Annotated in this window: 7 protein-coding genes, 1 pseudogene and 1 riboswitch; of the genes and pseudogenes, 5 read left to right on the top strand and 3 right to left on the bottom strand. The window is 63.7% G+C overall.

Annotated elements, in window-relative coordinates; all coding sequences use genetic code 11:
* Positions 1–153 precede the first annotated feature (153 nt).
* Positions 154–633 (bottom strand): isoprenylcysteine carboxylmethyltransferase family protein, encoded by a 480-nt coding sequence (locus CK218_RS25625; protein ID WP_067329213.1) that lies wholly within the window; start codon positions 631–633, stop codon positions 154–156.
* The gene (locus CK218_RS25620; protein ID WP_067329215.1) at positions 630–1,631 is read right to left on the bottom strand and encodes a DUF1624 domain-containing protein; all 1,002 of its coding nucleotides are present in this window, start codon (positions 1,629–1,631) and stop codon (positions 630–632) included. Before CK218_RS25620 ends, CK218_RS25625 begins: the two co-directional genes overlap by 4 nt.
* Positions 1,632–1,857: 226 nt before the next feature.
* Between CK218_RS25620 and CK218_RS31500 the strand changes: the two are divergent.
* Positions 1,858–3,053 (top strand): annotated as a pseudogene (locus CK218_RS31500) (MFS transporter).
* Here the strand turns inward: CK218_RS31500 and CK218_RS25610 are convergent.
* Complete coding sequence (locus CK218_RS25610; protein ID WP_095829312.1) at positions 3,022–4,221, bottom strand: aromatic ring-hydroxylating dioxygenase subunit alpha; 1,200 nt, start codon at positions 4,219–4,221, stop codon at positions 3,022–3,024. The pseudogene CK218_RS31500 and the gene CK218_RS25610 overlap by 32 nt on opposite strands.
* Positions 4,222–4,362: 141 nt before the next feature.
* On the opposite strand from CK218_RS25610, the gene CK218_RS25605 reads away from it, so the two are divergent.
* The 4 genes from CK218_RS25605 to cobU all read left to right on the top strand — a co-directional run bounded on the left by CK218_RS25605 (position 4,363) and on the right by cobU (position 6,861).
* Positions 4,363–5,049, top strand: a complete 687-nt coding sequence (locus CK218_RS25605) for a gamma-glutamylcyclotransferase (protein WP_067329219.1) — start codon at positions 4,363–4,365, stop codon at positions 5,047–5,049.
* 70 nt (positions 5,050–5,119) lie between these two features.
* A riboswitch (cobalamin riboswitch) is annotated at positions 5,120–5,318 on the top strand.
* 36 nt (positions 5,319–5,354) lie between these two features.
* Positions 5,355–5,534, top strand: a complete 180-nt coding sequence (locus CK218_RS25600; RefSeq protein ID WP_095780832.1) for a CbtB domain-containing protein — start codon at positions 5,355–5,357, stop codon at positions 5,532–5,534.
* Between the two features lie 15 nt (positions 5,535–5,549).
* Positions 5,550–6,347 carry a CbtA family protein gene (locus CK218_RS25595; protein WP_095829302.1) on the top strand — a complete coding sequence of 266 codons (798 nt, stop codon included), beginning with the start codon at positions 5,550–5,552 and terminating at the stop codon, positions 6,345–6,347.
* Positions 6,340–6,861 carry a bifunctional adenosylcobinamide kinase/adenosylcobinamide-phosphate guanylyltransferase gene (gene cobU / locus CK218_RS25590; protein ID WP_095829301.1) on the top strand — a complete coding sequence of 174 codons (522 nt, stop codon included), beginning with the start codon at positions 6,340–6,342 and terminating at the stop codon, positions 6,859–6,861. The genes CK218_RS25595 and cobU overlap by 8 nt, the downstream gene beginning before the upstream one ends.

The following is a 6,861-nucleotide window of genomic DNA, read 5'->3' as shown; positions in this document are numbered from 1 at the left end:
CCCAGCATGAATGGTGAATCATAAACCCGCTGATTTGGGAATCCTCAACGACTCCCAACAATTTCATCCCGCTCTAGGATGTCACGGATGCTTCTGCTAATCGCCGAGGTGCGGCCCTGCTCGCACCCAGCAACCTTCATTGTCGATACAGCCTCAGATCCAGCGCCGGACCCGCTTGGCGTAATCGCGGTATTTCTTGCCGAACTTTGCCGCCAGTATCTTTTCCTCCTTCTCGATCGCCATTTTCTGCGTCGCGAAGGCAGCGAGGAAGGCAAACAGCAGGAACCATACGATACCGGTGATGAAGGAGACGCCGATCAACAGCAGCGTATTGGCGAGATACATTGGGTTGCGGGTGATGCCGAAGGGCCCCGATGTCACCAGATGGTCGGGCTCGGCATTGGGATTGAGCGTCGTCCTGGCGCGCACCATCGCGCGGATCGCGGTAACCCAGAGCGCTGCCACGCCAAAGAGCGCTACCCAGCCGGCGCCGACGAGGATAGCGCCGAATATGTCCCCGATCCAGGGCAGCGGGTAGAGCATGCCGAGCACGACGCTCAGTGCGATCGCCACGACATAGATCACAGGTGGCCAGGGGATGATCCCGTGTCCGGGCTTTGCGATGCCTGTCATTGCTGCCCTCCTTCCATCTCGTCCTCGGTCGCGGCGGTACAAGTGCTCGCCAGATCGGCCAGATGCGATTTCCAGGCGCTGGACTGGTCGTTGCTGTAGAGCTTGTCGAGAGACCCTTCGCCCTTCAGCGTGTCCAGCATGCAGCCACAATAGCTGGAACAGAACTTGCTGTCCCGTTGCTGTTCGCACTGCGCCTGGCAAGCCGACAGGAAACCAGCGTCCTTGTCTTGTGGCGCGGCCGGCATGACCTGCGAGAACAGCCACACCGCGCCGAACAGAAGCGGCTGGTGGATGAGATAGAAGGCGAGGCTGTGCCGGCCGATAAAAGTCAGCGGGGTCGACCAGCGGCCGGGCATCCAGGTCGCCAGCCGGGCGAGAAGCCCGGATGCCGAAGCGAGCTTGACGACCGCAATGCCGGCAAGCACTGCGCCGAACCATGGAAACAGCGGCACATAGTCGTTCGAGCGCGGGTTGGTCGGCGACAGTCCGACCCACCACAGCGCCGGATGGTCGAAGACTTCCGACCGCAGATAATAGGGCGCCGCAATCACGGCCGCGGCGACGATCGCCGTCAGCAATGTCGGCAGCCTGAGAAAAGCCAGGCCGAGCAGGCTTGCCAGCGCGATCTCGTGCAGGATGCCGAAGAAGATGAAGCCGTCCGGCGTGGCGATATAGGTGACGACCGAGATGGCGATCGCCGCAATCGCAACCATTGCAAAGCGCTTCCAGAAGCCAGGCCAGCGGATATGGCGGCCATGTGCGAGGAAAAGGCTGACACCGACCAGGAACAGAAAAGTCGAGGCGATGCAGCGGGCGTAGAGCTTCCACCAACCAAAGGCGGTGAGGCCCGGCGAGGTGTAGCCGAAGTTTTCGAGATCCCAGGTGAAATGATAGCTCGCCATCGCGATCAGCGCGATGCCGCGCAGGACGTCGATGGCGACGATGCGGCCGTGTTTCGGCGCGTCTTGAACGGCGACGCCGGTCGTCTGAAGGGTCATTGATCTCGCAATCCGATTCAGTCGTGCCAAACGACTATCACGGTTCGGGCGAACAACAGAGGGTGGATCGGCTGCTGCGATTCAGGCGGAATGGCAAGCCGCTTTAGGCCAGCGGCGGAAAGCCTCTGGCCGGCTTCGCTTTTCGGCCTCTCGGAGTCGGTTTCCTGCTACCGGTCCGCGACTGGTCCGGCCAGATTTGGCGAGCGATTCACTTTTCGGAGGGCCGATGTCCACCCATGTGCGCCATCCGATCTGGCTTCCGGCTCTCAGGCCCGCCGATGCGCGCACCTTCGCTTCGCTCTATGCGGTCGAATCCTTTGCTCGCGCCACCATCTCCAGCGTCATCCCGATCCAGGCCTACGAAATCCTGCACAACGAGCAGATCGTCTCGATCCTCTACACCATCGTGTCGCTGCTCGGGCTGTCGGTGACGCTGTTCATGCCGATGCTGATCCGCCGCTTCGCGCGGCGCTGGGTCTACACGGCCGGCTGCCTTATGCTGGCGATCGGCTCGGTGTTCTTCGTCACCCACACGCTGCCGGGACAACTCGCCGGGATGTGCCGTGTCATGGGGGCGAGCGCGCTGTCCATCACGCTTAACCTCTACATCATGGACCATATCCGCAAGACCGACTTCATGCAGGCGGAATCGCTGCGCATGGCTTGGTCGATGTTCGCCTGGACCGGCGGGCCGACGCTCGGCATTTTCCTCTATACGCGCTTCGGGATTTATGCCGCAAACGGCGCGGTCGTGGCTTTCGCGCTGCCGCTGCTGGCGTTGTTCTGGACCTATCGGCTGGGCGACAACCCTTCGATCCGTCCCGGCAAGAGCCGTCCGATCAACCCGCTCGCCAATATCGGCCGCTTCGTCGCGCAGCCGCGGTTGCGCCTCGCGTGGCTGATCGCCTTCGGGCGCTCGTGTTTCTGGACGACCTTCTTCGTCTATGGCCCGCTGTTCATGTGATCACGGGCGAGGGCAAGCTTGCCGGCGGGCTGCTGGTTTCGGCCGGCAATGCGCTTCTGTTCATGGCGATCTTCTGGGGCAGGGCGGGAAAGCGCTTCGGCGGCCGTCGGACCATGGCTTTCGCCTATTTCGCCATGGCGGCGATGCTCTTCGTGGCCGGCGGCGTCGGCGCCGCCGCGCCGCTGCTCACCGCCGCCTTCCTGCTCGGCGGCGCCTTGTTCACCATTGCGCTCGACGCGCTGGGCTCGACAGCCTTCATGCGCTCAGTGCGTTCCTATGAACGAGCGCAGATGGCGGCTGTCTACCGAACCTATCTCGATTTCTCCGAGCTGACGCCGCCGCTGGTCTATTCGGTGGTGCTCTCCTTCTTCGGTCTCGGCTCGGTGTTCGTCACGCTCGGCCTGTTGGCCGCCTTCTGTGGCTTCTTCACCTGGCGCTATCTGCCGAAGTCGTTTTGACCGGCTGCAACGCGGCATGGCGCCCACGCACCCACTCGTGGAAGCGGCGCAAATCGTACTCCTCGGGCATCAGCACGCCGGCCTGGTGGCGGATCGAGTGCATGCCCTTCTGGTTGATCTCGCAGATCGCGGCGTCCTCCTCCAGCACCTGCGCGCCGAAGGCGACGATGTTGTCGATATCGGTTTGTGCCAGGGCATCGGGCGCGAACAGCCATTCGGCGGTGAGTTCCGTCTGCTCCGGCCCGAGCGGGGCGAGACGCACCGTGCGGACATAGTCGACATGGCCGACGACGAACATCGAGGGCAGCGAGGTAGCGTAGGTCTGGCCGGCGGCTCGCTCGGCCGGCGTCAGCCCGGCAAAGACCGGCCCATGGACGCGTCCGTCGCGCGACCAGGTCTCGGCGCCGGCGCGTAGGCCGCCGGAAAACTCCGGCGCATCATTATCCGCATAGCGCGCCCATTCCGGATCGTCATGCCTCGCCATCAGGCCGCGCCCATAGATCGGCACCAGCCGCGACAGGTCCTTGTGCACGCCCGGGCAATGCAGGCATTCGTTGAAGTTCTCCCAGAAGATTTTCCAGTTGCAGTTCATCACCTTGGTGAGCCGGTGCCCGGGGACGAGCGTCTCCAGCGGCCAGTTCGAAAGATCGCGGGAGGCGGAGTCGAAGGAGGCTTCCGCCGAGCCATCGGGCTCCACTGCGAGATTGATGAAGACGAAGCCGCGCCACACTGACAGCGCCACCCGGTAGAGCGGATAATTGTCCTTGTCGAAGCCTTCGGGCAGCGATTTCGATGGGACACGGACGAGATCGCCGCGCAGCGAATAGGACCAGGCGTGGTAGGGGCAGGTGAGCAGCCTTGCCTTCAGCCGCCCTTCGCTTTCCTGGCAGAGCTGCGAGCCGCGATGCCGGCAGGTGTTGTGGAAGGCGCGCAAGCTCCCGGCCTCTTCGCGCAGCACGACGACCTGCTGCGAGCCGATACGCGCGGTTCGAAAGGCAAGAGGTTCCGCGAGATCGGCTTCGCGGCAAACCATGAGCCAGCTCCGATACCAGATCGCTTCGAGATCGAGCCGGTAAGCGTCGGCTTCCCGATAGGCGCTTGCAGGCAACGTCGGCTCGAGGCTGGTGAGGCCATTGTAGCGGCTGTGTTCGCTAGGATTTGGCTGCATGAGCGGCTCCCCTTGGCTGATGACAGCCGACACCCGGGCAGGACCGTTGTCAATTGCGCGGCCATTGTCGCTTCCGGGTGCTGCCCTTAAGGTCACTTCGTAATCGCCTGCGGTTTCGCCGGCTGCCCAGGATTGCAAAGTATGCCTGCAAGAACGATGTCGCTGACCGTGGAACTGGTCGCCCGCTGTTTTCGCGCGGTCGATGACCCGGGGCCCGACCCGGATGCCGAGCATCTCGTGGACAGCGACTATGAAGCCATGCTGGATGCATTCGAGGCCGAGCTACCTGCAACCGAGCCTCTCTGGCTGTTCGGCTACGGCTCGCTGATCTGGAAACCGGAAATCGAGCATTTTGAGGAGCGCGTCGCCGTGGCTCGCGGCTGGCATCGCTCCTTCTGCATGAAGATGACGCGCTGGCGCGGCACCAAGCAAAGGCCCGGCCTGATGATGGCGCTGGATCGTGGCGGCCAATGCAAGGGCGTTGCTTTCCGCCTGAACGGTGGTGACCGCCGGCAGGCGCTGGACAGGCTTTTTCGCCGCGAGATGACGCTGAAGCCGACCAGCTACCGACCGCGCCTGCTGCAACTCGCAACCGACAAGGGGCCGTTGAGAGCGCTTGCCTTCGTCATCAATCGCAAAGGCACGACCTATGCCGGCCCACTCAACGAAGACGAGGTGGTCGAAAGGCTGGCGACCTCGTGCGGCCACTGGGGTTCAGGCGCCGACTATCTCTACAACACGGTGAAGAACCTCGAACAGCGCGGTATTCACGACCGCCATTTGTGGCGATTGCAGAAGCTCGTCGCCGAGCGGATCGCCGGATCTTAGTCCGAAACCGGTGCCGCAATCACGCTGCGGCGTGACGGAATTTGGTTTGCCGGTCGCGACGATTCTGCCTATAGTCGATGGCGTCGTCGGTTCCGTTTTTGGAGCCAAGAGGGAATGCGGTGAGGGTGGAGTCTTTGCCCTAAGCCGTGGCTGCCCCCGCAACTGTGTGCGGTAGTCCTCTCCATATACCACTGAGGTTTGTCCTCGGGAAGGTGGGGAAGGGTGCGAATCCGCGAGCCAGGAGACCTGCCGGCGACAGGAAAGTTGACTTCGATGCCCTCGGGTGGAGGGCGAAAGGACAAGACATGAATACCGCTTCCGTCTCCCTCGGCGCCTCCGTCTCCTCGCAGTCGCGCATCATGCAGCTGGCTCTCGCCGCGCTGCTCGGCATTTTCGTCGTCGGTTTCGTCGGCTTCTCGCACATCGATGCGGTCCACAACGCTGCCCACGACTATCGTCACTCGATGGCTTTTCCCTGCCACTGACGAAGGCCCGATATCATGAATCTGTTTCGCAACGTCGTGTTCGTCGCGGCGATCGCAGGGCTCGTGGCGGGCATCGCGCTTGCCTGCATGCAGGCCTATGCGACCGTGCCGCTGATCCTCAAAGCGGAAGTCTATGAAAAGGCGAGTGGCGGTCATCACCACGACCATGCCGCCAACACTGGAACTGGCACTGCCATGAGCTCGGCCGAACCGGCGGGCAATGCGATGAGCAGCGCCGCTCCTGCGTCGACGGAAGCGGCGGCTCCGACCGAGGACGAGGGCTGGGCTCCGGCCGACGGCTTCGAGCGCTTCGCCTTCAACGTTGTCGCAAACATCGTCACCGGCATCGGCTTCGCGCTGATCCTGGTCGCGGTCTCGGAATTCGCCGGTGGCATCGGCAGCTGGCGCCAGGGCGTGTTCTGGGGCCTTGCCGGCTTTGCGGTTTTCACGCTCGCGCCCGGCCTCGGCCTGCCGCCGGAACTGCCGGCCATGCCGGCGGCGGAACTTCTGCCGCGCCAGATCTGGTGGATTTCGACGGTGGCCGCAACCGCGGTCGGCCTTGGATTGATCGCCTTTCGCAAGTCGCTGCCCTTGGCAATTCTGGCGGTCGTGCTGATCGTCGCTCCGCACGTAGTCGGCGCGCCGCAGCCCGTCAGCTTCGAGACGGCGATTCCCGAGGGGCTGCACCATCAGTTCGTGGTGGCGGTGACCCTCACCGATCTGGTCTTCTGGCTGGTGCTCGGTGCGGCCGTCGGTGTGGTGCGCGGCCGCTTCACCGGTACGTCGACCAGCCTGCGCGACAGCTTTGCCTGATCGCGCGGAGGGCCATCTGACCTTCATCATCGGCGGTGCGCGCTCCGGCAAGAGCGCGCATGCCGAGTGCCTGGTGGCGGCAAGCCCGTCGCCTTGGGCCTATATCGCCACCGCGCAGGCCTATGACGAGGAGATGCGCGAGCGCATCGCGCTGCATCGCTCGCGCCGCGGCAAAGGCTGGGTCACCGTCGATGCGCCGCTCGACCTGGTCGGCGCGATCGACGCCTTGCCCGATCACCAGCCGGTGCTTATCGATTGCCTGACATTGTGGCTGAGCAATCATATGCTGGCGGACCACGATATCGAGGCCGAGTGCCGGCGGCTCTCGGATGTGCTTTCGCAGCCGCGCGGACCGTGGTTTGTGGTGTCTAACGAAGTCGGGCTCGGCATCGTGCCGGACAATGCGCTGGCGCGCCGGTTCCGCGACGCCGCCGGGCGGCTCAACCAGCAGGTCGCGGCTGTCGCCGACAGCGTGCTGATGATGGTGGCGGGGCTGCCGCTCAAGGTGAAGTGA

The sequence above is a fragment of the Mesorhizobium sp. WSM3879 genome, assembly GCF_002294915.1.
Taxonomy (GTDB): Bacteria; Pseudomonadota; Alphaproteobacteria; order Rhizobiales; family Rhizobiaceae; genus Mesorhizobium.
This window is presented reverse-complemented; position numbering and strand designations above follow the sequence as displayed.

Coding starts and splice junctions, on each gene's coding strand:
- CK218_RS25610 (WP_095829312.1), bottom strand. CDS start 4,221: ATGCAGCCAAATCCTAGCGAACACAGCCGCTACAATGGCCTCACCAGC.
- CK218_RS25605 (WP_067329219.1), top strand. CDS start 4,363: ATGCCTGCAAGAACGATGTCGCTGACCGTGGAACTGGTCGCCCGCTGT.
- CK218_RS25595 (WP_095829302.1), top strand. CDS start 5,550: ATGAATCTGTTTCGCAACGTCGTGTTCGTCGCGGCGATCGCAGGGCTC.
- CK218_RS25625 (WP_067329213.1), bottom strand. CDS start 633: ATGACAGGCATCGCAAAGCCCGGACACGGGATCATCCCCTGGCCACCT.
- CK218_RS25620 (WP_067329215.1), bottom strand. CDS start 1,631: ATGACCCTTCAGACGACCGGCGTCGCCGTTCAAGACGCGCCGAAACAC.
- CK218_RS25600 (WP_095780832.1), top strand. CDS start 5,355: ATGAATACCGCTTCCGTCTCCCTCGGCGCCTCCGTCTCCTCGCAGTCG.